Consider the following 22,353-nt stretch of genomic DNA (forward strand, 5'->3'; position numbering starts at 1 on the left):
CCCCCGATGCGCGCCGTTCCGTTCCCCGCTTCCTGTCGCCGCGAGGCGCCATGACCGCGTTCATTATCCGCCGGCTGTGCCAGAGCCTGGTGATCCTGGCGCTGACGTCGCTGATCGTGTTCGCCGGCGTCTACGCCATCGGCGACCCGATCGAGATCCTGGTGCCGGCCGACGCCACGCAGGCCGAGATCGCGCAGGCGGTGCAGTCGCTGGGCCTGGACCTGCCGCTGTACCAGCAGTACCTGAAGTTCGTCGGCAACGCGCTGCACGGCGACCTGGGCAACTCGTTCGTCTTCAACCAGCCCGCCATCCAGCTGATCCTGCAACGCCTGCCGGCCACGCTGGAGCTGGCCTGCGTGGCGCTGCTGCTGGCGCTGGCCATCGGCCTGCCGCTGGGCCTGGTGGCCGGCCTGAAGCCGGACTCGGCGCTGGACCGCGGCATCATGACCGGCTCGATCCTCGGGTTCAGCCTGCCCAACTTCTGGCAGGGCATCATGCTGGTGCTGATCTTCTCGGTGACGCTGGGCTGGCTGCCGTCGACCGGCCGCGGCCCCACCGGCGAGATCCTCGGCATCCACACCAGCCTGGCGTCATGGGACGGCATCCGCCACCTGATCCTGCCGGCGCTGAACCTGGCGCTGTTCAAGATCGCGCTGATCGTGCGCCTGACCCGCAGCGGCGTGCGCGAGACCATGCCGCTGGACTACGTGAAATTCGCGCGCGCCAAGGGCCTGCGCGAATCGCGCGTGATCTACATGCACGTGCTCAAGAACATCCTGATCCCCATCGTCACCGTGGTGGGCATGGAGTTCGGCTCGCTGATCGCGTTCGCCACCGTCACCGAGACCATCTTCGCCTGGCCCGGCGTGGGCAAGCTGATCATCGACAGCATCATGAAGCTGGACCGCCCGGTGGTGGTCGCCTACCTGCTGATCGTCGTCACCATGTTCATCGTGCTCAACCTGCTGGTGGACATCATCTATTCCGTGCTGGATCCCCGTGTCCGCGTGGGAGCCTCCGAATGACATTGCTTGCGAAAAAGTGGCTGCCCAGCCGCGACACCACCCTCGGCCAGGCGCTGCACGGCGTGCTCGACAGCCGCCCCGCGACCCTTGCCGCGATCCTTTTCCTGCTGCTGGTGCTGGCCGCGCTGCTGGCGCCGTGGATCGCGCCGCAGAACCCGTATGACCTGGCCGCCATCACCATCCTGGACGGGCGCATGCCGCCGGGCAGCCAGGGCATCTATGGCGACATCTACTGGGCCGGCACCGACGCCCAGGGCCGCGACATGCTGTCGGCCATGATGTATGGCCTGCGCACCAGCCTTTCCGTCGGCGTGCTGAGCGGCCTGTTCGCCATGGCCGTGGGCACGGTGCTGGGCCTGACGGCGGCCTATTTCGGCGGCCGCATCGACGCGCTGATCATGCGCCTGGTGGACCTGATGCTGGGCTTTCCGACCATCCTGGTGGCGCTGATGATGCTGGCCATCCTGGGCCAGGGCGTGGACAAGGTGATCCTGGCGCTGGTGGTGGTGCAGTGGGCCTACTTCGCCCGCGCGGTGCGCGCCACCGCCGTGGTCGAGCGGCGCAAGGAATACATGGAAGCCGCCCTGTGCCTGGGGCTGAGCCACCGGCGCGCGCTGTTCAGCCAATTGCTGCCGAACTGCATCCCGCCCGTCATCGTCATCGCCATGATCCAGACCGCCAACGCCATCGCCGCCGAGGCCACGCTCAGCTTCCTGGGCATCGGCCTGCCGGTCACCGAGCCGTCGCTGGGCCTGTTGATCGCCAATGGCTACCAGCAGATGCTGGCCGGCCTGTACTGGATCAGCGTGTTCCCCGGCGTGCTGCTGCTGACCGTGGTCTTCACCATGAACATCGTGGGCGACCGCGTCCGCGAGGCGCTCAATCCGCGCCTGCAGAAATAGGAAGCGCCATGCAATCGGCAACCCCCACCCTTTCCGTGCGCAACCTGCGCACCTGGTTCCACACCCGCGCCGGCCTGGTGCGGGCGGTGGACGACGTCAGCTTCGACGTCCACCCCGGCGAGATCCTCGGCCTGGTCGGCGAGTCCGGCTCGGGCAAGTCCATCACCGGCTTTTCCATCCTGGGCCTGATCGATCCGCCCGGGCGCATCGACGGCGGCCAGATCCTGTTCAAGGGCACCGACCTGGCGACGCTGTCGCGCGAAGAACTGCGCCAGCTGCGCGGCAACCGCATCGCCATGGTGTTCCAGGACCCGATGATGACGCTCAACCCGGTGTTCCGCATCGAGACCCAGATGGTCGAGACGGTGCTGAGCCACGAGCGCTGCAGCCGCAAGGCGGCCTGGGACCGCGCCCGCGACACGCTGGCGGCGGTCGGCATCCCGTCGCCGGCCGAGCGCCTGAAGGCCTATCCGCACCAGCTGTCGGGCGGCATGCGCCAGCGCGTGGCGATCGCCATCGCCATGCTGCACAAGCCCGACCTGATCATCGCCGACGAACCGACCACGGCGCTGGACGTCACCATCCAGGCCCAGATCCTGGCCGAGATGCAAAAGCTGTGCGCCGAGACCGGCACCGCCATGGTGTGGGTCAGCCACGACCTGGCGGTGGTGGCGGGCCTGGCCGACCGCGTCTGCGTGATGTACGCCGGCCGCGTGGTCGAGTCCGGCGGCACCGATGACATCCTGGACCGTCCGCGCCACCCGTACACCATCGGCCTGATCGGTTCGGTGCCCAGCAACGAACACACCGGCGACCGCCTGTACCAGATCCCCGGCATGGCGCCGTCGCCGCTGGCGCTGCCGGCCGGCTGCGCTTTCAACCCGCGCTGCGGCCACGCGACCGAGCGCTGCCGCGCCGAACAGCCGCCGCTGGAGGCCGCCGGCGGCCGCGGCCTGCGCTGCTTCCATCCCCAGACAGGAGCCCTTTCGTGAGCCCGACGATCCTGATGCAGGCCAACCAGGTGTCGCGCCTGTTCGTGAAGCGGCCCGACTACGCCGAACGCCTGGCGGGCCTGCTGGGCGCCAAGGTGGCCTCGCACACCGTGCACGCGGTCGACCGCGTCGACCTGACTATCCACCAGGGCGAAGTGGTCGGCCTGGTGGGCGAGTCCGGTTGCGGCAAGTCGACGCTGGGCCGGGTGCTGGCGGGCATCCTGCCGGCCACCTCGGGCAGCATCCGGACGCCCGCCGGCGAGCGGTCCGCCCTGAGCGGCCGCGCCGCGCACGCGCAGCGCATGGCCACGCAGATGATCTTCCAGGACCCGATGTCCTCGCTCAATCCGCGCAAGCGGGTGCGCGACATCATCGGCGAGGCGCCGCTGGCCAACGGCATCATCGCGCGCCGCGACTACGACGACTACGTGGTGCAGGTGATGCGGCGCGTGGGGCTGGACCCGGACTACCGCAACCGCTTCCCGCACCAGTTCTCGGGCGGCCAGCGCCAGCGAGTGGGCATCGGCCGGGCGCTGGCGGTCAAGCCCGGCTTCCTGATCTGCGACGAGTCGATCGCGGCGCTGGACGTGTCGATCCAGGCGCAGATCCTGAACCTCTTCATGGACCTGCGGCAGGACCTGGGCCTGACCTATCTCTTCATCAGCCATGACCTGGGGGTGGTGCGGCGCATCAGCGACCGCACCGTCATCATGTACCTGGGCCGCGTGGTCGAATCGGGCCCCACCGCCGAGGTGTTCGCCGCGCCGCGCCATCCCTACACCCAGGCCCTGCTGGAGGAAGTGCCGCGGCTGTCGAACCGCAAGCGGCGCTTTCACGCCATCAAGGGCGAGATCCCGTCGCCGCTGAACCCGCCGGCCGGCTGCCATTTCCATCCGCGCTGCCCGCAGGCCATGGCGCGCTGCAAGACCGAACAACCGCTGCTGCGCGTCACGGCCGATGGCCACCAGGCCGCCTGTCACCTGCTCGACGGCGCCGGCGCCGCGCGCCCACAAGGAACCCCCGCCGCATGAATGCCCTGCTTACCCCGATCCGCCGCGGCGCCGCGGCGCTGGCCCTGCTGGCGCTGCTGGCCGGCGCCGCGCCCGCCGTGGCGCGGCCGCTGCTGACCATCGGCCATTCCAGCGAACCGTCGTCGATGGACCCGCTGTTCTCGCGCACCGGCAACAACCAGGCCGCCGCCGAGAACATCTTCGAGCGGCTGGTGTCGACCGACGAGAACATGCAGACGCGGCCGGGCCTGGCCCTGTCGTGGCGGGTGCTGGCGCCCGACACCTGGGAGATCAAGCTGCGCCCCGGCGTGCGCTTCCATGACGGCACGCCGTTCAGCGCCGACGACGTGGTGTTCTCGCTGGCGCGAGCGCCCAAGGTGCCCAACAGCCCGGCGCCCTTCAGCGGCGCGGTGCGGTCCATCGCCGCGGTCGAGGTGGTCGATCCGCTGACGCTGCGCATCCGCACCAAGGAACCGACGCCGGACTTCATGGAACAGATCGGGCTGGTCTACATCCTGTCGCGCCACGCGGCGCGGGACAAGCGCTCGGAGGACTTCAACAGCGGCGTGGCGACCATCGGCACCGGGCCCTACAAGTTCGTGCGCTGGCAGCCGGGCGACAGCCTGGAGCTGGCGCGTAACGATGCCTACTGGGGCGCGCGGCCGGACTTCGAGCGCGTGGTGATCCGCTACATCGCCAACGACGCGGCGCGCATCTCGGCGCTGCTGTCGGGCACGGTCGACCTGATCGACAGCGTGCCGCCGACCGATGCCAAGGCGATCCAGGGCAAGGCCGGCTACACGCTGTACCGCTCGCCGTCCGCGCGCCTGATCTACCTGGCGCTGGACTCGGCGCGCGACGCCAGCCCGTTCGTCACCGACGCGCAGGGCAAGCCGATGACGGTCAACCCGCTCAAGGACGTGCGGGTGCGCCAGGCGATCTCGAAGATGTTCATGCGCGGCCCGATCACCGAGCGCCTGCTCAGCGGCGCCGGCGTGCCGGCCGGGCAGATGGTGCCCGAGGGGCTCGGCGGCTACAGCCCCAACCTGCCGGCGCCCGCCTACGACCTGGAAGGCGCGCGCGCCCTGCTGGCCGAGGCCGGCTATCCCCATGGCTTCGGCCTGACGCTGCATTCGTCGAACGACCGCTTCGCCGGCGACAGCGACCTGGCCCAGGCGCTGGCGCAGATGATGGCGCGCGCCGGCCTGCGCATCAACGGCGTGGTGACCCAGCCCTACAACGTCTACGCCGGCGCCAGCGGCAAGCAGCAGTACAGCGCCTTCATCTTCTCGTACGGCAACAGCACCGGCGATTCGTCCAACGGCCTGACCAACGTGCTGGCCACCTATGACAAGGCCGCCGGCACCGGCGCCTTCAACCGCGCGCGCTATTCCAACCCGGTCGTGGACCGCCTGCTGGCGCGGGCCGCGGTGGAGTTCGACCCGGCGCAGCGCGACGCCTTGCTGCGCCAGGCCGCCGAGGCCGCCTTCAACGACGTCGGCATCGTGCCGCTGTATTTCCCGGTGGCCTTCTGGGCCGCGCGCGACGGCACCGTCATGCGCGCCAACAAGCTCGAACGCACCTCAATGCTGTACATACAGGAAGCAAAATGACCGCCCCCGAAGTTTCTCCCGCCGTCCTGCTGGCGGACCAGATGGTGCGCATGCGCGATGGCGTGCGCCTGGCCACCGACGTGCACTTGCCGGCCGGCTACCGCCCCGGCCAGGACGCGCCGCTGCCCGTGATCCTGGAACGCACGCCCTACGGCAAGGCGGAGGTGTCGCGTTCCGAGCAGATCGACGGCCGCCTCGGCGTGCCGCGGCCCGAGGTGGCGCGCCATTTCACCGCGCGGGGTTTTGCCGTGGTGTTCCAGGATTGCCGCGGCCGCTATGGCTCGGAAGGCCATTTCACCAAGTACCTGTCGGAAGGGCCCGATGGCTTCGACACACTGGCCTGGATCATGCAACAGCCGTGGTGCAACGGCCGCATCGGCACCATGGGCCTGTCGTACGCCGCGCATACGCAGATGGCGCTGGCCTGCCTGAACCCGCCGGGCCTGGCGTGCATGGTGCTGGACTCGGGCGGCTTTTCCAACGGCTACCAGTGCGGCATCCGCCAGTCGGGCGCGTTCGAGTTGAAGCAGGCCACCTGGGCCTACAAGCAGGCCAAGCTGAGCCCCGCGGCGCAACAGGACCCGCTGGTGCTGGCCGCGCTCGAGGCCGAGGACATCCGCCAGTGGTTCACGCGCATGCCGTGGCGCCCCGGCCATTCGCCGCTGGCCAGCGTGCCCGAGTACGAGGACTACCTGTTCGAGCAATGGCGCGCCGACGCCTTCGACGAATCCTGGCGCCAGCTGGGCATCTACGCGCAGGGCTACTACGACGCGATTCCCGACATCCCGGTGGCGCTGATGTCCAGCTGGTACGACGCCTACGTGCGCACCACCATGGAGAACTACGCCGGCCTGACGCAGGGCCGCCAGTCGCCGGTGCGGCTGATCATGGGGCCGTGGCTGCACGGCGACCGCAACACCACGCATAGCGGCGACGCCGAATTCGGCGCCAGCGCGGCCTTCGACGGCAACCTGGCGCAACACTGGCTGGGCTTCCGGCTGGCCTGGTTCCAGCGCTGGCTGCAGGACGCCCCGGCGGGCGCCGCGCCGGACCCGGCCGCGCGCCTGTTCCTGATGGGCGGCGGCAGCGGCGCGCGCGACGCGCACGGCCGCTTCGACCATGGCGGCGCCTGGATCCAGGCCGACGCCTGGCCGGTGCCGCAGGCCCGCGCCACCGCCTTCTACCTGCACGCCGACGGCCGCCTGGACCCACGGGCGCCGACGGGCGAGGCGGACCGGCTGCGCTACCAGTACGATCCGCGCGACCCGGTGCCGACGATCGGCGGCGCGCTGACCTCGGGCCAGCCGGTGTTCGAGGGCGGCGGGTTCGACCAGCGCGAGGACGCGCGCTTCTTCGGCGTGCGCCAGCCCGGCCTGCCGCTGGCCGCGCGCGACGACGTGCTGGTGTTCCAGACCGACCCGCTGCCGGAGGACCTGGCGGTGGCCGGGCCGGTGACCGTGCGGCTGCACATCTCGTCCGACTGCCCCGACACCGACTTCACCGCCAAGCTGATCGACGTCTACCCGCCCAGCGCCGACTACCCGCAGGGCTACGCGCTGAACCTGACCGACGGCATCTTCCGCTGCCGCTTCCACGAGACGTGGGACGAGGCGCGGCCGCTGACGCCCGGCAAGGTCTACGAGATCACCATCGAGCCGTTCGCCACCTGCAACCTGTTCCAGCGCGGCCACCGCATCCGCCTGGACATCTCCAGCAGCAATTTCCCGAAGTACGACGTCAACCCGAACAGCGGCGAATCGGCCGCCGACGCCCGCGAACGGCGCATCGCGCTGAACACGGTGCACCTGTCGGCCGCGCACCCGTCCAGCGTCACGCTGTGCGTGGCCGCGCCGCGGGACCTGGCGCCACTGCCCGCACACGGTGCGCAGCCATGATCCGCTAGCGCCCCCGCCCCACCTCCGCTTGCTTCACCCTTTGCCGCCGGCGCGCCGGCGGCAGGGGCTTCTTTTGTCCAACGCCATACCGATCGAGGGGATCACACCATGAAAAGAATCATCCGCCATCGCAGCACGCTGAGCGCCGCCCTGGCCCTGAGCTGCCTCAACCCGGCGCAGGCCGCCGAGACCAGCAGCGTGACGCTGTATGGCCTGGTCGACCTGGGCACCACCTATGAACGCAAGGACGGCGCCTCCAGCCTGCGCCAAATGAGCGGCAACCAGTCGGGCTCGCGCTGGGGCCTGCGCGGCTCCGAAGATCTGGGCAACGGCTACAAGGCCGTGTTCCGCCTGGAAAGCGGCTTCAACGCCAACAACGGCACGCAGGCGCAGGGCCGCATGTTCGGCCGCTGGGCCTATGTCGGCCTGGCCGGCGGCTTCGGCGAAGTGCGGCTGGGGCGCCAGTGGGTCTACGGCTTCGAGTGGGCCGGGGTGGGATCGCCGTTCGGCACCGGCTGGGGCCAGTCGTCCAACAATGCCAGCCTGGGCTACAACGATGGCGACTTCGGCGCCGGCGGCCGCGTCAACAACGCGGTGTTCTACACCACGCCGCGCGTGGGCGGCTGGCAGGCGGGCCTGGGCTACAGCTTCGAGGCCCACGACGGCGAGGCCTTCGCCACCAGCGCCCACGACCGCGTGCTGACCACCGGCCTGCGCTACAACGGCGGCCCGGTGGCGGCGGCGCTGACCTACGAGCGGCTCAATCCGAATTCGCAACAGCCGAACAAGAAGACCGCCGCCAACCTGCAGGTGGCCGGGTCCTATGACTTCGAGTGGTTCAAGCTGCACGGCACCTACGGCAACCTGCGCAATCCCAACACCGGCCCGTCGGCGGGCTACGACAAGGTCAACTCGTTCATCGCGGGCGTCACGGTGCCGACGGGCAAGGCCGGCTCGGTGATGGCCTCGTACCAGCGCGGCACCGGCTCGGACATCACCGGCTGGGCCCTGGGCTACCAGTACGACCTGTCCAAGCGCACCAACCTGTACGCCTACGTCAACCGCCTGGACATCCGCGAGTCGCACACGCTGCAGACCTCGGTCGGCATCCGGCATCATTTCTGACGGGCATCGCCAGGCGACGCGGCAAGTCAGCGCGCCGCGCGCGCCGGGCGCGACCGCAATGCGGCGCGCCCGTCTTCACAGGAACGTGCGCGTGCCCCACCAGCCGGGCAGCAGCAGCGCCGCGGCCCAGAGGAAGGCCGAAGCCCAGTTGGCGGCCTGGAACGCCGCGGCGCGCATGCCGCAGATGCCGGCGATCATCGGCACGGTGGCGCGCAAGGGGCCGAAGAAGCGGCACAGCACGATGCTGAGCACGCCCCACTTCTGGATGAACATCGTGCTGCGATGCAGGAGCGCGGGGCGCTTGCGCAGCGGCCTGGAGCGCATCAGGCTCGGCCCGAACCACACGCCGCAGGCGTACTGCACCCAGTCGCCCAGCGCCGCGCCCACCGCGATCGCCAGCCATACCGGCACGAAACCGGCGTCGCCCAGCCCCAGGATGGCGCCGATCGACAGCAGCAGCGCGGTCCCGGGAATCACCAGCGCCACCAGCGGCAGCGACTTCAGGAACGCGAACGCGAACCCCAGCGGCGCCAGCCAGTCGGCGTGGGTCCGGGCGAAGTCGACCAGGGTCTCCTGCAGGGAATGGAAAGTCTCGAACAGCATGCGGCGTCAGCACCAGGCAGGCATCAGGCCCATAGTACGCGGCCCGCGCCTCAGACGATGACGTCGCGCTGGTCGCGCGGCCGCCGCAGCACCAGGCCGGCCAGCCGCTCCAGCGCTTGCGCCAGCGCCTCGCGCTCGGGAATGCTGCCCAGCGAAATGCGGATGGCGTTGGGCGCGCCGGGGCCCTGGTGGAAGGCTTCCGACGAGGTCACGCTCAAGCCCTCGTCGCGCGCCACCCGCTCCAGGTCGGCCGCGGTCCAGCGGTCGGGCAGCGGCTGCCACAGGTGGATGCCGGCCGCCGTGGCCGGGAATGGCCCCGGCAGCAGGCGGCGCGCCAGCTGCTGGCGCGCATGGGACTCGGCGCGCACGCCGTCCAGGATCTGCTGCGCGACGCCGCTGGCGATCCACTGCGTGGTCAGCGCGCCCATCAACGGCGCGGCCATCACCGCGAACGACCGCATCGCCGCCAGCACGTTGCGGCGGCTGTCCAGGTCGGGGCCCAGCACGAAGGCGGTGCGCAATCCCGGCGTCAGGGTCTTGGCCAGCGTGGCGATGTAGAACACCGAGGCCGGCGCCAGGCTGGCCAGCGCCGGCGGCGCGCCGTCCAGGAACAGCGAATAGGGATCGTCCTCGATGATGCGCACGCCACAGGCCACGGCCGAGCGCACCAGGTCGCGGCGGCGCGCCGCGCTCATGGTGTGGGCGGTGGGGTTCTGCAGCGTGGGATTCAGGTAGACCAGCCGGCCGCCGTCGCGGCAGGCGCGTTCGAGCCCGGCGGGCGTCATGCCGTCGGCGTCGGACTCGGCCACCAGCACGCGGCGGCCCAGTTGCTGCGCCGCCGTCAGCAGGCCGGGATACACCAGCGGTTCGGCGATGATGCCGTCGCCGGGCTGGCTGTAGGCCAGCATCACGGCCGCCAGCGCGGCCTGCGCGCCGGGGCATACCAGCACGCGGTCCGGGTCGACCCGTTCGACCGACTGCGCCAGCCACTGGGCGCCGGCCTCGCGCTCGGCCGGACCGCCGCCGGCCTGGTGGTAGGCCATCATCACCCCGACATCGTGGCGCTCCATGGTCTTGGCCAGGCCGTGCCGCAGCAGGTCCTGCAGGTCGCAACCGAGCGGCAGCGGCGGCATGTTCATACCCAGGTCCAGCATCTGCAGCAGCGGCTGCTCGGCCGGTCGCGCGATGAAGGTGCCCAGCGGCCCGCGCGGTTCGAGCAGCCCGCGCTGGCCCGCCTCGGCGTAGGCGCGCGTCACGGTCGTCAGGTCCACCCCCAGGTGCTGCGCCAAGCCCCGCTGAGGCGGCAGGCGGTCGCCCGGCTGCATGCGGTTGGCGGCCACTGACGTCTCGATGAAATCGGCGATCTGGCGGTAGCGGGGGCCGGCGCCGCGCACGAACGCCAACGTCCAGGATGCATACATGTCGTCGTTATGCATTGGTTCTATTGCGCAAGAATGTCGCAATGTATGGATGATATGAGGCGATCAGTATGGCGACAAACGCCACTTGAGTCCATACATCGGGAATCTTGTACGGCCTTTTTGTACGCCCATTCCCCAGGCGGTCCTGACGCCGCCGCGGGCGACGACCGCGGCGGGCGATGCATAATCAGGCTGAACAAGATCAACGCCCGCGCCCCTCCCGCCGATCCCATGCGACCCGACCTGAACCTGCTGTACGCGCTGCAAGCCCTGCTGGAAGAAGGCAGCGTCGTCGGCGCCGCCCGCCGCATGAACCTGAGCGCCCCGGCCATGAGCCGCACCCTGGCGCGCATCCGCGAAACCACCGGCGACCCGATCTTCGTGCAGTCCGGCCGCGCGCTGGTGCCGACGCCTCGCGCGCTGCAACTGCGCGAGCAGATCCAAGACGCGCTGCAGCAGGCCAGCGGCGTGCTCGCGCCCGGCGAGCAGGTCGACCTCAAGCTGCTGGACACGCGCTTCAACGTGCGCGCCAACGACATCTTCACCGGCATCTACGCCGGCCGCCTGCTCGACGCGCTGCAGAACGACATGCCGCGCGCCACCTTGCGCTTCATGCCCGAGGAGGACGACGTCGACGACGAGATGCTGCGCGCCGGCCGCGTCGACCTGTTCATCAGCGCCTCGCGCCAGCTGGGCCACGAGATCCGCGTGCAGCCGCTGTTCACCACCCGCATGGTGGGCGTGGCCTGCGCGGACCATCCGCTGTTCAAGGACGAGATCAGCGCGCGGCGGGTGGCGCGCTGGGGCCACATCAGCGTCTCGCGCCGCGGCAAGTCGCACGGCCCGATCGACGAGGCGTTGGCCCGCCAGGGGCTGGACCGCCAGGTCACCCTCACCGTGCCCACGCCCAGCGCGGCGCTGCTGGCGCTGCACGGTTCCGACCTGATCCTGCCGCTGCCCGAACAGCTGGCCCGCACCGCCGTCGACATGGGCATGAAGATCCGCCTGTTCGAAATGCCGCTGGAACTGGAGCCGGTGCTGATCATGCAGGCCTGGCACCCGCGCTTCCAGCATGCGCCCGCGCACCAGTGGCTGCGCCGCACCATCCGCGCGCTGACCGAAGACGCGCGCGACGCCGACGCCGCGCCGCGCTGACGCGGCCCGCGCGCCAGGCGTGCGCGCGACGCATGCCTGGCGTGCGAACTCTCGACTTCTCCGCGCCCGGACCCGCTCCTAGACTGGCTTATCGCAAGCATTCAGGAGCGATGCGCTCATGTCTGAAGTCCGGTCCGCCATCGCGGACACCCCTGTCTCGTGGCCCGGCCGCGCGCTGGCCCTGCTGTCGCGGCTGGATCTGGCCACGCCACGCAGCGCCTACGTCGCCCGCTCCACCGCCGCCGCCTTGCTGGCGCTGGCCGTGGCCTATCTGCTGGAACTGGACACGCCGTTCTCGGCCGCCTCCACCGTGCTGCTGGTCATCAACCCGGTCCAGGGCGCGGTCATCGGCAAGGGCGCCTGGCGCTTCATCGGCACCCTGGTGGGCATGCTGGCGGCCGTGGCGCTGATGGCCGTGGCCGGCCAGCAACCGCTGCTGTTCGTGCTGGGCTTCGGCGCCTGGCTCGGACTGTGCGTCGCGGCCATGACCCTGCTGCGCCATTTCCGCGCCTCGGGCGCGGTGGTGGCCGGCTACACCATCGGCCTGGCGACCTACGGCGCCATGGGCCATCCCGAACATACCTTCGAGCACGTCATGGGCCGCAGCGCCACCGTGATGATCGGCGTCGTCTGCCTGGGACTGGTCAGCAGCCTGTTCAGCGCCCGCACCCTGCGCGCCCGCCTGCATGCGCACTACCAGCGGCTGGCGGCCAGCGTGGCCGGCGCCATCGCGCGCCAGCAAGGCGCCGCGCCCGCCGACGCGCTGGCGGCGCGGCAGGCGCTGATCGCCGAGGTGTATGGCGTGGACGACCTGCTGGCCGCCGGCAAGGCCGAATCGGAAGACCTGGCGCAACGCGCGGCCGCCGTGCGCAACGGCATGGCGGCGCTGTTCGGCGCCTTGGTGGGCGGCATCCCGGCGCGCGCGGACGACGGCCCCGCCGCGCAGGCCGTGGCCGCGCTGCGCGCGCCGCTGCGGCAGGCCTGGGAGGAGGCCAGCCAGGCGCTGACGGACGGCGACCTGCCGCGCGCGATCGGCCTGCTGCGCCAGGCCCGCCAGCAATTGGCCGCCTCGCTGTCCGACGTGCGCCTGGCGGATGCGCGCCAGGAAGCGACGCTGCTGATCGCCGCCGACCGCCTGGGCGAACAGCTCGACGCCTACCTGGACGCACTCGGCGGCCTGGCCGCCCTGGCGCGCCAGCGCCCGCCCGCCGGCGCCGCGCCGGTGCGCTTTCACCGCGACTACGCCGGCGCGCTGCAGAACGGCCTGCGCTCGATGGCCGCCATCGTGCTGGCCGGCCTGTTCTGGCTCTGGAGCGGCTGGACCGACGGCGACATGATGCTGCTGGTGCTGGCGCCCTATTGCTCGCTGCTGGCCACCGCGGGCGATCCGCCGGCCGGCGCGCGCGCCTTTGTCCGAGGCGTGCTCTATGCCGTCCCCGCGGCCTGGGTCTGCGCCTTCGGCGTGCTGCCGCACCTGGACGGCTTCGCGCTGCTGGCCGTGGCGCTGGCCGTGTTCTGGCTGCCCGGCGTCCTCGCCACCAGCTCGCCGCGCACGATGCTGGGCGGACTGGCCTACCTGGTCGCGTTCAACACGCTGACGGCGGCCGACAACCCCATGCAGTATTCGATACAGGCCTTCGCCAACCACGCGGTGGCCTGGGTGCTGGCGACGTACTTCGCGCTGCTGTGCTTCCAGGTGATCCTGCCGCGCCACCCGGGCCGCGACATCGCCCGCCTGCGGCTCGCCATCCGCGACGACGCGCTGGCGCTGCTGCGCGGCAAGCGGCTCGCGGACGCCGGCTGGCAACAACGCCAGCAGCACCGCGTGGCGCAACTGGGCGCGCTGCTCAAGGGCCGGCCGGCGCGACTGGCCGATGCGCTGGCGCAAAGCCTGGCGGCGCTGCGCGTCGGCCTGGAAACGCAGCGCATCCAGCGGCTGCTGGCCAGCCGCGCGCTGCCGCCGCAGGCGCAACACCTTGCCCAGCAGGGCCTGGATCGCCTCGCCCGCGGCGGCGCCCCCGCGTCCCGCCGGTCGTTGCACGCGCGCCGCGCCGCCCGTCTGCTGGCGGGGCAGCTGGACCCGGCCGGACCGCGGCGTCCGGCCGTGCAGAAAGCCATGGCCGCCTTCGCCGACATCCACTGGCTGATCCACGGCCATGCCGCCTATTTCGATGCCCACCCCTTCGAGGAGCCGCCCCATGCTGAGTGAATTCGCCATTGCCGGCATCTACGTGCCGCCGTTCTTTTTCTATGCCTGCGTGAGCGTGCCGCTGTACTGGCTGGCGCGTGTCGTGATGGCGCGCAGCGGACTGCTGCGGCGGGTCTGGCATCCCGCCCTGTTCGAATTCGCCGTGTCGCTGGCGCTGGTGTCCCTGTTGATCCTGACCCTTTGATTGCCGTATTCCCATGTCTCAGTCATTACAGAAAACCTTCCGCGTGGTCTTGACCCTGGCCGCGCTCGCCCTGGCCGGCGCCCTCGTCGCCGCGCTCTGGAACGCCTACGTGCTGGCGCCGTGGACCCGCGACGGGCGCGTCAGCGCGCACGTGGTGCGGGTCGCGCCCGAAGTCTCGGGCACCGTGGCCGAGGTCGCCGTCGACGACAACCAGCCGGTCAAGCGCGGCGACGTGCTCTACCGCATCGACCCCAGCCGCTTCGAACTGGCGGTGGCCCAGGCCCGCGCCCTGGCCGCGGCGGCCGACGAAGCCCTGCGCCAGCGCCAGGACGAGGCGCGCCGCCGCCACGGCCTGGACGACCTGGTCTCGCGCGAGGACATCCAGCGCGCCGCCCGCGCCGTCGCCATCGCCCAGGCCGAGGCGCAACGCGCGCGCGCCGCGCTGGACGTGGCCGAGCTGGACCTGGCCCGCAGCGTGCTGCGCGCTCCGGTGGACGGCTTCGTCACCCGGCTGCGCCTGCGCCGCGGCGACTATGCGGTGGCGGGCAAGCCCGACATCGCCATCCTCGACGCCCACAGTTTCTGGATCACCGGCTATTTCGAAGAAACCAAGCTGGAGCGGATCCGGCCCGGCGCGCCGGCGCAGATCAAGCTGATGGGCTACGCGCCGCTGCTGACCGGCCGCGTCGCCTCGATCGGACACGGCATCGCCGACGACAACGACGGCCCCGACGAATACGGACTGCCGGCGGTCAAGGCCAACTTCAGCTGGGTGCGGCTGGCGCAGCGCATTCCGGTGCGCATCGAGATCGACGCGGTGCCCGACGGCGTCCAGCTGGCGGCGGGCATGACGTGCAGCGTCGACGTCGGCGCGCCCGGCGAACAACGCGTGGCGCGCGGCCGCCTGGCCGGCTGGCTGCACAACCTGATGTAGGAGGCGCCATGCGAACCCTGCCCCGCCTTCACCCGGACCGCCGCGCCACGCCGCGCCGCGCCGCCGCCATCGCCGCGCTGTCCGCGGCGCTCGCCGGCTGCGCCGCGGTGGGACCGGACTACCGCGCCGAGCCCCCGATCCACCCGCAGGCCTGGTCGACGCCGCTGGCCGGCGCCGCCCCCGCCGACCCGGCCGCGCTGGCGCAATGGTGGCGCGCCTTCGACGATCCGATGCTCGATGAACTGCTGCAACAGGCGCTGGCGCACAACCAGGACCTGGCGATCGCCCGCCTGCGCCTGCTGCAGGCCCGCGCCGAACGCGACCAGGTCGCCAGCCACCTGGGCCCCGACGTCGGCGCCCGCGCCGACGCCACCGCCTCGCGCACGTCCCTGGCCCTGCGCCCGCCCGGCGTCGGTGAATCGCGCGCCTATCAGCTGGGACTGGACGCCAGCTGGGAAATCGACGTCTTCGGCGGCCGCCGCCGCGCCGTCGAGCGCGCCGACGCCGACGTGCAGGCGATCGAGGAAGACGGCCACGCCCTGCGCATCAGCCTGCTGGCCGAACTGGCCGGCGACTACGCCGCGCTGCGCGCCACGCAGGCGCGCGGCGCCATCGCCCGCGACAACATCGCCACGCTGGCGGCCGCCGAACGCCTGGCGCAGCGCGCCGCCAGCCACGGCCTGGGCACCCGCGCCGAAGCCTCCCAGGCGCGCGCCGAACGCGAATCGGCCGAGGCCCGCGTGCCCGAGCTGGCCGGCGACGAAGCGCGGCTGGCACACGCCATCGGCGTGCTGGCCGGCGGCTTCCCCGGCGACCTCAAGGACCGCCTGCTGGCCGGCGGACGGCCCCTGCCGACGCCACCCGCGCTGCCGGCCGGCCTGCCTTCGGAGGTGGTGCGCAACCGCCCCGACATCCGCGCGGCCGAACGCCGGCTGGCGGCGGCCACGGCCGGCGTCGGCGTGGCCACGGCGGCGCGGTTTCCGACCTTCGTGATTCCGCTGGGCGTGGGCAGCGCGGCCAGCCTGGTGCACGACCTGTTCCGCGACGCCAGCGCCGTCTGGTCGCTGGGCGCCGGCGTCCAGCAGTCCGTCTATGACGGCGGCCGCGCCTCGGCCGGCGTGCGCGCCGCCGAGGCCGAGGCCCAGGCCAGCCAGCTGGCCTACGCCCGCAGCGTGCGGCGCGCGTTCCAGGATGTCGAGGACGCGCTGGCCGGCCTGAACGCCGAACGGGCGCGCCAGCAGGCGCTGGCCGCCGCCGTCCACGACAGCCAGGACGCGCTCGACCGCGCCACGCGGCTGTACCGCAACGGCCTGAGCGGCTATCTCGGCGTCCTGACCGCCCAGCGCGCCACCTACCAGGCGCGCGACGCCCTGGCGCTGAGCCAGCTGGCGCGGGTGCGCCACGCCATCGGCCTGTACAAGGCGCTCGGCGCCGGCTGGCAGCCGCCGTCCGCCGACGCGCGGCCTGTCGCGCGGCCTGTCGCAAGCCCCCTCGTTCCCCCCTCCCCACTTACCCGGAGCCCCTCATGAGCATCCAACCCGATACTTTCCGCATCCACGACGTACGCCGCTATCCGCTCTGCCTGTTCGACCCGGCCCAGGTCCACCCCGGCTATGCCGCCCAGTGGGAAACCGAAATGGAAGCCCTGCTGGCGGCCGGCCAGCCCTTCACCGTGGCCTACGTCGAACTCGACCCCGCCGAACCGCACGAGGACCGCAAGCAGCGCGGGCTCTGGCTCAAGCACAACAAGGCGCGCCTGGGACAGCTGTGCAAGGCCCAGATCAGCGTCGAGCCCGACGCCGGCCGCCGCGCCGAGGCCGACCGGCAGGGGCAGTTGGCGGCGCGCGCCTTCGGCATCCCGCACGAGGCCGTGGCCACGCTGGAGGAAGCCGTGGCGCTGACGCGACGCCTGACCCGGCCGCTGCCGGCCCGCCCCGCCGACGCCTACGACATGCGCGGCTGGGAGAACATCAGTTGAATCCGCCCGGCGCGCCCCGCCGGCCGCGGCCGGCGGGGGCAGATATGTATTTCTATTAAGCCGGCCCCGCCAAATTTTCACATTCCTTAAATTTATCGAAGAAGGTTTGGCCGCCCGCTCCTTTAGATTGCGTAGCCATTGCACAAGCTACCGAAGGAGAGGCAAAGCGTGTCGGACATCGTCGTCTACGTCAGAAGCCAGCCCCAGCTGGGCGACCAGATCGTCGCCTTCGCGACGCTCTACCAGCTCAAGGCCTGGTGGCCCGCGCGGCAGGTCAAGGTTGTCGCGCGCGACGACGTCGGGCACATCTACCGCGGCCTGCCCTGGGTCGACGAATTCCTGCGCGCCCGCAGCCTGCTGGACTACGCCCGCAGCCTGAGCGCGCGGACCCAGGTCTCGGTCAGCCTGCACCACAGCAGCGAACGCTTCGGCCTCATCAACCTGCTGCGGCTGCCCGCCATCCGGCTGGGCTTTCGCAACGCCCGCTTCAGCGACGTGGTGTGGACCCATTGCCATCGCAAGGACGAGGCCGAGTACATCGGCCTGGCCAACCTGCGCCTGCTGGCCTCGTACCGTCCGCTGAACGCCGAAGAGGCCTCGCGCCGCTGCTTCGCCGAACTGGCCCGCGCGCACCGGCACACCACGCTCGGCGCCGACGTGGTGTTCATTCCGGGCGGCGGATCGGGCCCCTTCAAGCGCTGGAGCCTGGCGCACTACCTGCGACTGGCCGACCGGCTCAAGCCGCTGCTGGGCGCCGACACCCGCTACACCTTCGTGCTGGGCCAGCAGGAAGCGCGCGAACGCGCCGAGCTGGACGCCCTGCGGCGCGCCGACATCGAGGTGGCCTACTGCCGTCCGCTGTCCGAGCTGAGCGCGATCATGCTGCGCGCGCGGCTGGTGGTGGCCAACGACTGTGGCCCGTCGCATGTGGCGCAGGCCGCCGGCGTGCCCTACGTCGGCATCTTCAACAGCCGCAATCCCGAATGGTTCTGGCGCCGCCGCGGCGCGGCCGACGTCGTGCCGCAGCATCCGCGCGACGGCATCAATTCGATCACCCCGGATCAGGTCGCGCACGCCTGCGCGCAGGTCCTGTCGCACGCCCCCACGGCCCGCGCCTGACGCGGCGGCCGCCTTCACAGCTCTGTTCAGACCATGCGGATCCTGCATACTCTCGGCGAAAAAAGCCTGGGCGGACTCGAGTTCCGCACCCTCGACCAGGCCAGCTGGCTGGCGCGCCACGGCCACGACGCGGCCATCGCCGCCCCCGCCGGCAGCGCCATCAACCTGGCGGCGCGCCAGCGCGGCATCGCCACCGTCGACATCAATTTCGACGCCCCCTATTCGCCAGTCACCGTGCTGCGGCTGCGGCGCGCCGTGCGGCGCCTGCACATCGACGTCATCGACAGCCACAGCCGCGCCGACGGCAAGACCAGCGCGTTGTGCCGCGACCTGTGCGCGGTGGTGCGCACGCGCCATTTCGCCAAGCCCATGCGCAGCAGCGCGCGCCGGCGCCTGGAATGGAAGCTGGGCTGCGACCACGTGATCGCCACCAGCGCGGCCGGCCGCGACGCGCTGCTGGACGCCCGGCTGGCGCCGGCCGACCGCATCAGCGTGGTGGGCGAGTGGGCCGGCGACGAGTTCTTCCGCGCCGCCGACAAAGCGGGCGTGCGCCGCCAGGTGCGACGCGAGCTGGCAATGAACCCGCACGACTACGTGGTCTCGACCATCGGCATGCTGCGCCCCGAGAAACGCCAGGCCGACCTGCTGCGCGTGGTGCTGCGGCTGCGCCGCCACGCGGTGCCGGCCACCGCGCTGGTGGTGGGCATGGCCACCGCCGCCACCCAGGCGTACGCGAACGAGCTGCGCATCCTGGCCGCGCAGCTCGGCATCGCCGAGCACGTGGTGTTCGCCGGCCACCGCGCCGACGTGGCCGACCTGATCCACGCTTCCGACGTGGTGCTGGTGCCGTCCGCCACCGAAGCCTGGTCGCGGGTGGTGCCGGAATCATTCGCGGTGCGCTGCCCGGTGGTGGCCAGCAACGTCGGCGGCCTGCCCGAGATCGTCCGGCCCGGCGACACCGGCTGGCTGGCCGAACCGGGCGACATCGCCGGCTTCGCCGAGCGCATCATGCAGATCCGCGCCGACCCCGCCGCCACCGCCGCCGCCGTGGCCCATGCGCGCGGCTACGCCGAATCGCACTTCCGCCTGGCCAGCCAGATGCAGCGCACGCTGGACGCCTATGCGCGCGCGATGACCAGGACGTAGGCGCCGCCGCGAGCCACGCCACACAAACCTGGTTACGTCTTTTACGCTGACAATTTCCTGTCTGGGCATACCAGGAAATAGAATTCGCGCTTTCGGACTTCACGAGAAGCGCCTCATGATCCGCCGCACCCTGTCCCTGTGTTCCGCCGCCCTGGGTTTCGCCCTGGTGAGCGGTTGCGTCTACCACCCGCCCGCGAACCAGCTGAACCGCTACGCCAACAGCATGATCGGCCAGAACCTCGACGTGGTCACCTCGCAGTTCGGCCCCGAGGATGCCCAGGGCGGCTCGGCCGCCTATCCCAATATCGGCACTCCGCAGAATCCCCGCTACGTGCACACCTGGAGCCGCTACGGCTCGACCCAGCACCGGCGCTTCGTGCAGACCGGCACCGCGTCCGCGGGCAGCACGCTGGTCACGGTGCTGCCGGCCGGCGGCGGCCAGGGCGCCATCCCCATCTACCAGGAAAACACCGCGCCGACGGGTTACTACACCCAGGAAGGCGAGTCCTGCTACATGTCGTTCACCACCGACGCCAACAAGACCATCGTGTCCTACGACCTCCTGGGCGGCTACTGCGACAAGCTGTTCCTGAGCGGCGGCTGATCGCGCCGGACCCGGGCGGGCGCGGCGGCGGCAAATTCCGCCGCGCCGTCAGCGCGCCAAGGCCGCTATCGCTCGGGTCGGTGGCGCACGGCTAGAGGAAGCCGGCGGCGCGGAACATGCGCGCATAGATCTCGCGGATCACCGCCTGCTTGCGCAGGTTGTAGTCGGCCACCTGATCCACCCCCAGCGCCGCGGCGTGCTTGGCGTCGGCATAGCCGTCGCGGTCATCGTCATGCGCGCGCAGCCAGTCGCGGAACATGCGGTGGCGGATGTTCTCGGGACAGTCCGGGGCGAACACATGCAGGTTGACCCGCGGCGCCGCCAACTGCAGGCAGCGATGCTGGTGCCAGGACGGTTCGCGGATCGTCAGCACGTAGCCCAAGGCCTCCAGCGCGGGCACATACGCGGCCTCGTCGGACGGGTCGGCCACCGCCACATCGATATCCACCACCGGCTTGGCCGCCAGGCCCGGCACCGCCGTCGACCCCACGTGGTCGATGCGCAGCGCCGCCGGCCCCAGCGCCGCCGCGATGTCGGCGGCCAGGCGCGCATAGCGCGCGGGCCAGTCCGGGTCGTAAGGCACCACCGCCACCGCTTCCGGCGCCGGCTTGCCGCGCACCCACGGATCCTCGTCGGGATCCGAGTCGTAGTGCCGCATGATGTCTTCGGGAGTGGGCATGGCGCGTCCAGGTGCAATGAACCGCTATTGTAGGAAGCCCGCGTCAGTACACGGGCAGATCGCGCAGCCACGCGGCCATGTCGTCGGCCACCTCGCCCATGCGGCTGGCGCCATCCGCGTCGCGCAGGCCATGGTCCAGCCGCGGATAGACGCGATACGCGATATTGCGCCGCCCCTCGCGCCGCAGGTCTTCGACCATGCGCTCGACCGCCCCCGGTGACACCGAGGCATCCCGCCCGCCCTGGACGATCAGCAACGGCGTGCGCACGCGCCCGAGCACCGCCTGTTGATCCAGCGCCAGCGCCTGCCGCCACCACGCATGGCCATGGCTGCTGGCCACCAGGTCCGACGACGGCGTATCGCGCAGGAACGCGGCGAACTCCCGGAACCCCGCCGCCGATGCCGCCTTGGCGTCGGCCGGCGTGTCGGCGGCCTCGATGGTGTGCAGCACGTCGTCGAGGAACCAGCGCCCGCCGCCATTGAACGCGATGCTGGCGTCGACCGACCCGCCGCGCGTGGCCAGCAGGTTGGCCACCACCGCGCCTTCGCTGCCTCCCAACGCCACCACGCGCCGGTACGCGCCATGGCGGCGCAGCAACGCGATGACGGCCTCGTAGTCTTGCACGCGCTGTTCGAAGTTGTCGTGCAGCAGGTACGCCTGCGGACAATCGGCGCGGTTCTCGCCATCGTCCTGCCGGTAGGGCAAGCCCGCGTCGATGCCGTACTTGTCGACCGTCAGCACATCGGCCGCCGGCAACGCCCGCCACAACTGCTCGCGGATCGCGCGGTTGTGCGCGACGCTGTTGCAGTCGGAGCCCTGCACCACCACCAGCAGGCTGTCGGCGGCCCGCGCCGCGTCGCGCTGCTTCAGGTAGTACGCGATCGACGAGCCGTCGGGGCGCGGCAACAGGCCGTGCTCGATCAGTTGGGCATGCGCGGGCAGGCAGGCGGCCAGGGCGGCCGCGGCTGCCAGGAGCAGACGCGACATCACTGCGCGGATTCCCCCGCCCCGCGCTGCCGCAGATTGTCCAGCGGCACCCATCCGGTCGCGGCATCGGCCGGCCGCGTCGCCCACAGCCAGCCGTTCAAGCGGCGCTCGCCACGCAACACCTCGCCCTCGGCGACATCCAGCTCGCGGTTGGTGAAGTCCTCTCGCAAGGTGCCGGTCCCGTCCGCGTGGCGCTCCAGGATCTGCCCCGGCACGAACCCCGGCTGCTGGCCAGGCGCGGAACAAAGAAACCAGTCGGGCCAGCCCTCGGGACCGTCATAGACTTGCCCGACCGACACGCGGTCGCCCTGCTTCAAGACCATCGGCTCGGGAAATTCGCTGACGTGGGGCTGGATGACGAGGTAGGTGTGTTCGGCGGTCATTGGAAATCCGGTTCAGGCAACCCGGCGGCGAATGCCGTCGCCCCGCGGTTGCAGTTGGCCGTCATCATACCGAGCGCCTGCCGCCGGCTACGGAGCGCGTCCGGCGGATGTCAGATAGCGAGCCAGGTCAGCAGCGGTGACAGCGACAGTAGAACGCCGGCCCACGCTATCTTGCTCTGGTTCTGGTGAATGGCGTAGACCCCGAAAGCGACCCCAGGCAGCCCGGGAATCAATTCGAAGATGATGTAAGGCCATAGCCCCAGGTGCATTACCACCCACCAGTGCAACCACGCCGTCGCGACGCCGCAAATCAGTGCGAGGACACTATAGAAAGACCATCCCAAATCGCGAAACATGCTGATTCCCTCTGACAGTTGACGCGAATCGG

The 22,353-nt window shown here is 71.2% G+C and carries 22 protein-coding genes; 16 read left to right on the forward strand and 6 right to left on the reverse strand.

Annotated features, from left to right (window positions below; genetic code table 11):
- Positions 1-50 precede the first annotated feature (50 nt).
- The 7 genes from AC1HFW_RS15990 to AC1HFW_RS16020 all read left to right on the forward strand — a co-directional run bounded on the left by AC1HFW_RS15990 (position 51) and on the right by AC1HFW_RS16020 (position 8,562).
- A complete protein-coding gene (locus tag AC1HFW_RS15990) occupies positions 51-1,025 on the forward strand; it encodes an ABC transporter permease (protein ID WP_006390493.1) in 975 nt (324 codons plus the stop codon).
- Complete coding sequence (locus AC1HFW_RS15995; RefSeq protein WP_006390494.1) at positions 1,022-1,927, forward strand: ABC transporter permease; 906 nt, start codon at positions 1,022-1,024, stop codon at positions 1,925-1,927. The genes AC1HFW_RS15990 and AC1HFW_RS15995 overlap by 4 nt, the downstream gene beginning before the upstream one ends.
- Before the next feature lie 8 nt (positions 1,928-1,935).
- Positions 1,936-2,919, forward strand: a complete 984-nt coding sequence (locus AC1HFW_RS16000) for an ABC transporter ATP-binding protein (RefSeq protein ID WP_006387567.1) — start codon at positions 1,936-1,938, stop codon at positions 2,917-2,919.
- Positions 2,916-3,950, forward strand: a complete 1,035-nt coding sequence (locus AC1HFW_RS16005; protein WP_479284340.1) for an ABC transporter ATP-binding protein — start codon at positions 2,916-2,918, stop codon at positions 3,948-3,950. Before AC1HFW_RS16000 ends, AC1HFW_RS16005 begins: the two co-directional genes overlap by 4 nt.
- Positions 3,947-5,542 carry an ABC transporter substrate-binding protein gene (locus AC1HFW_RS16010; protein WP_479284342.1) on the forward strand — a complete coding sequence of 532 codons (1,596 nt, stop codon included), beginning with the start codon at positions 3,947-3,949 and terminating at the stop codon, positions 5,540-5,542. The genes AC1HFW_RS16005 and AC1HFW_RS16010 overlap by 4 nt, the downstream gene beginning before the upstream one ends.
- On the forward strand, positions 5,539-7,437 hold the full coding sequence (locus AC1HFW_RS16015) for a CocE/NonD family hydrolase (protein WP_479284343.1): 1,899 nt from the start codon (positions 5,539-5,541) through the stop codon (positions 7,435-7,437). Before AC1HFW_RS16010 ends, AC1HFW_RS16015 begins: the two co-directional genes overlap by 4 nt.
- Positions 7,438-7,545: 108 nt before the next feature.
- Positions 7,546-8,562, forward strand: a complete 1,017-nt coding sequence (locus AC1HFW_RS16020; protein WP_479284346.1) for a porin — start codon at positions 7,546-7,548, stop codon at positions 8,560-8,562.
- 75 nt (positions 8,563-8,637) lie between these two features.
- On the opposite strand, the gene AC1HFW_RS16025 is transcribed toward AC1HFW_RS16020, so the two are convergent.
- The gene (locus tag AC1HFW_RS16025; protein WP_006390499.1) at positions 8,638-9,165 is read right to left on the reverse strand and encodes a DedA family protein; all 528 of its coding nucleotides are present in this window, start codon (positions 9,163-9,165) and stop codon (positions 8,638-8,640) included.
- A 50-nt stretch (positions 9,166-9,215) separates the two neighbouring features.
- A complete protein-coding gene (locus AC1HFW_RS16030) occupies positions 9,216-10,601 on the reverse strand; it encodes an aminotransferase-like domain-containing protein (protein ID WP_479284348.1) in 1,386 nt (461 codons plus the stop codon).
- A 216-nt stretch (positions 10,602-10,817) separates the two neighbouring features.
- Between AC1HFW_RS16030 and AC1HFW_RS16035 the strand changes: the two genes are divergently transcribed.
- The 9 genes from AC1HFW_RS16035 (at position 10,818) to AC1HFW_RS16075 (ending at position 19,915) form a co-directional block, all read left to right on the forward strand.
- Complete coding sequence (locus AC1HFW_RS16035; RefSeq protein ID WP_238891410.1) at positions 10,818-11,741, forward strand: LysR family transcriptional regulator; 924 nt, start codon at positions 10,818-10,820, stop codon at positions 11,739-11,741.
- A gap of 118 nt (positions 11,742-11,859) precedes the next feature.
- Positions 11,860-13,950 (forward strand): FUSC family protein, encoded by a 2,091-nt coding sequence (locus tag AC1HFW_RS16040; RefSeq protein ID WP_479284351.1) that lies wholly within the window; start codon positions 11,860-11,862, stop codon positions 13,948-13,950.
- Positions 13,940-14,134 (forward strand): DUF1656 domain-containing protein, encoded by a 195-nt coding sequence (locus AC1HFW_RS16045; RefSeq protein WP_035360774.1) that lies wholly within the window; start codon positions 13,940-13,942, stop codon positions 14,132-14,134. Before AC1HFW_RS16040 ends, AC1HFW_RS16045 begins: the two co-directional genes overlap by 11 nt.
- A gap of 13 nt (positions 14,135-14,147) precedes the next feature.
- A complete protein-coding gene (locus tag AC1HFW_RS16050; RefSeq protein WP_479284353.1) occupies positions 14,148-15,068 on the forward strand; it encodes an efflux RND transporter periplasmic adaptor subunit in 921 nt (306 codons plus the stop codon).
- Positions 15,069-15,076: 8 nt separating this feature from the next.
- Positions 15,077-16,597 (forward strand): efflux transporter outer membrane subunit, encoded by a 1,521-nt coding sequence (locus AC1HFW_RS16055; RefSeq protein ID WP_479284354.1) that lies wholly within the window; start codon positions 15,077-15,079, stop codon positions 16,595-16,597.
- On the forward strand, positions 16,594-17,046 hold the full coding sequence (locus AC1HFW_RS16060; RefSeq protein WP_479284356.1) for a hypothetical protein: 453 nt from the start codon (positions 16,594-16,596) through the stop codon (positions 17,044-17,046). The genes AC1HFW_RS16055 and AC1HFW_RS16060 overlap by 4 nt, the downstream gene beginning before the upstream one ends.
- A 168-nt stretch (positions 17,047-17,214) precedes the next feature.
- Positions 17,215-18,165: a glycosyltransferase family 9 protein gene (locus AC1HFW_RS16065; protein ID WP_006390506.1), complete on the forward strand. Its 951-nt coding sequence runs from the start codon at positions 17,215-17,217 to the stop codon at positions 18,163-18,165.
- Positions 18,166-18,198: 33 nt separating this feature from the next.
- Positions 18,199-19,311 (forward strand): glycosyltransferase family 4 protein, encoded by a 1,113-nt coding sequence (locus tag AC1HFW_RS16070; protein WP_479284359.1) that lies wholly within the window; start codon positions 18,199-18,201, stop codon positions 19,309-19,311.
- Positions 19,312-19,426: 115 nt separating this feature from the next.
- Positions 19,427-19,915: a hypothetical protein gene (locus tag AC1HFW_RS16075; protein WP_006390508.1), complete on the forward strand. Its 489-nt coding sequence runs from the start codon at positions 19,427-19,429 to the stop codon at positions 19,913-19,915.
- Between the two features lie 91 nt (positions 19,916-20,006).
- Here the strand turns inward: AC1HFW_RS16075 and AC1HFW_RS16080 are convergent, their stop codons facing one another.
- The 4 genes from AC1HFW_RS16080 to AC1HFW_RS16095 all read right to left on the reverse strand — a co-directional run bounded on the left by AC1HFW_RS16080 (position 20,007) and on the right by AC1HFW_RS16095 (position 22,321).
- Complete coding sequence (locus tag AC1HFW_RS16080) at positions 20,007-20,594, reverse strand: GrpB family protein (protein ID WP_479284361.1); 588 nt, start codon at positions 20,592-20,594, stop codon at positions 20,007-20,009.
- Positions 20,595-20,637: 43 nt separating this feature from the next.
- A complete protein-coding gene (locus tag AC1HFW_RS16085) occupies positions 20,638-21,582 on the reverse strand; it encodes an alpha/beta hydrolase family protein (protein WP_479284363.1) in 945 nt (314 codons plus the stop codon).
- The gene (locus AC1HFW_RS16090; RefSeq protein WP_479284365.1) at positions 21,582-21,965 is read right to left on the reverse strand and encodes an SH3 domain-containing protein; all 384 of its coding nucleotides are present in this window, start codon (positions 21,963-21,965) and stop codon (positions 21,582-21,584) included. Before AC1HFW_RS16090 ends, AC1HFW_RS16085 begins: the two co-directional genes overlap by 1 nt.
- Before the next feature lie 110 nt (positions 21,966-22,075).
- Entirely contained in the window at positions 22,076-22,321 is a 246-nt protein-coding gene (locus tag AC1HFW_RS16095; RefSeq protein WP_238891402.1) for a hypothetical protein, read from the reverse strand.
- Between the last annotated feature and the right edge of the window lie 32 nt (positions 22,322-22,353).

It is taken from the genome of Achromobacter sp. ISS7 (assembly GCF_056523125.1).